Raw genomic sequence first — 1785 nt, 5'->3', positions numbered from 1 at the left:
TGATATGATACCTCTTAAGTAGACAAGGCAAATAACCAAAATCTACTTAGGAGGTTTTTTATGTCTAAATCATCATATACACCTGAGTTTAGGGCTAAAGTTGCGCAGGAATATTTGGATGGCAACTGTTCCAGAAAAGATTTATCTGAAAAATATAATATACCAGAATCCACAATTAGAGATTGGATAAATGTTTATAAAACTCATGGTATAAATGCATTTATTAATACAAAGGGGAACAAGCAATACACGAAAGATTTCAAAATCCAATGCGTTGATACTGTATTAAAAGGGGAATCTTCTATACTTGACGTTGTTTCACAGTATCAATTGTCAAGTTCACATATGTTACGGGAATGGATTTCATTGTATAATGCCAATAGAGAACTTAAGGACTATGTTCCGAACAGGGAGATCTATATGGCAGACGCACGAAGAAAAACAACTATTGAAGAACGTAAGGAAATCGTAGATTACTGTATTAATCACAACCGTGACTATAAAGGAACTGCAAGCATTTACGATGTCTCATACAGTCAGGTTTATTCCTGGGCAAGGAAGTATGATGCACAAGGGGAAGATGGATTAACGGATAGGCGAGGACACCACAAAACGGATGAAGAAGTAGACGAATTAGAACGTCTTCGGAGAGAAAATATCCGATTAAAGCGACAACTGCAAGAAAAGGATATGTTAGCCGAACTGTTAAAAAAAGTGCAAGAATTCGAAAGGATGTGAGGCTCGGGAAAATTCGCTATGATTCAAAATTTATGGCAATAAAGTTTTTCTATGAAACAAAGAACTGGAGTATTAATTGGATGTGCAAGCAACTTGAAGTATCAAGGGCTGCGTACTATAAGTGGCTGCACCGCGAGATACCTGAACAGGAAGCAGAAAATATGAAGCTGGCAGAACTTATAAAGGAGTATGATGAGCGTTTCAATCATATTTTGGGATACAGAAGAATGACCTCTTGGATTAATCACTTCAACCATACTGATTATAAACCGAAACGAGTACATAGAATCATGAAGAAGCTGGGAATTCATTCTGTAATCAGAAAGAAAAAGAAGAAATATACTTCATCAACACCAGAGTTTATAGCTGAAAATAAGCTGGGCAGAGATTTTTATGCATGTGCTCCTAATGAAAAGTGGGCTACGGACGTGACTGAGTTTAAAGTTCCAGGTGAGAACAAAAAACTATATCTGAGTGCAATCCTTGATTTATACGACCGATATCCGGTTGCATATGTAATCAGTACCCGAAACGACAACAAACTTGTATTTAAAACCTTTGATAAAGCACTTGCTGCCAATCCGGAGGCGAAACCACTCTTTCACAGTGACAGAGGATTCCAATACACCAGCAAAGTGTTTCAAAGAAAACTTAAGGAACACGAGTTGGAACAATCAATGTCACGAGTTGGTCGCTGTATAGATAATGGTCCAACAGAAGGTTTTTGGGGTATCATAAAATCAGAAATGTTTCAGATGTACGAAATAACAGATGAATCTTCATTAAGGTTTGCAATAAAGGATTATATTAGATTTTATAGTGAAGAACGACCGCAAGACAGGTATCATTGCAAAACACCATTAGAAGTAAGAGATGAAGCACTATCTATCGCAACACCACAAGAGTATCCTATTCCTAAAAATAAACGAATTGAAAAATATAAAGAGAAATGGTGTGCATAGAAAAACGACCGCACATTTTGTACGGTCGTTCATCAGCACCTCATTTTAGATATTTAACCTGTCTACTTGACAGGGGGCATATCAT

At 36.9% G+C, this 1785-nt stretch carries 2 protein-coding genes; both read left to right on the top strand.

Going from position 1 to position 1785, the window contains the following annotated elements:
* Positions 1–60: 60 nt before the first annotated feature.
* Positions 61–738, top strand: coding sequence for a helix-turn-helix domain-containing protein (locus tag GT575_RS14820; RefSeq protein ID WP_161172306.1), 678 nt, complete (start codon positions 61–63; stop codon positions 736–738).
* On the top strand, positions 735–1700 hold the full coding sequence (locus GT575_RS14815; protein ID WP_330577083.1) for an IS3 family transposase: 966 nt from the start codon (positions 735–737) through the stop codon (positions 1698–1700). The genes GT575_RS14820 and GT575_RS14815 overlap by 4 nt, the downstream gene beginning before the upstream one ends.
* The last annotated feature ends 85 nt before the right edge of the window (positions 1701–1785 follow it).

Origin of the sequence: Coprococcus sp. BIOML-A2 (assembly GCF_009875795.1) — a bacterium.
Lineage (GTDB): Bacteria > Bacillota > Clostridia > Lachnospirales > Lachnospiraceae > Coprococcus > Coprococcus aceti.
The sequence above is the reverse complement of the archived record's forward strand: the minus strand, read 5'-3'. Positions and strand labels throughout refer to the sequence as shown.

Coding starts and splice junctions, on each gene's coding strand:
- GT575_RS14820 (WP_161172306.1), top strand. CDS start 61: ATGTCTAAATCATCATATACACCTGAGTTTAGGGCTAAAGTTGCGCAG.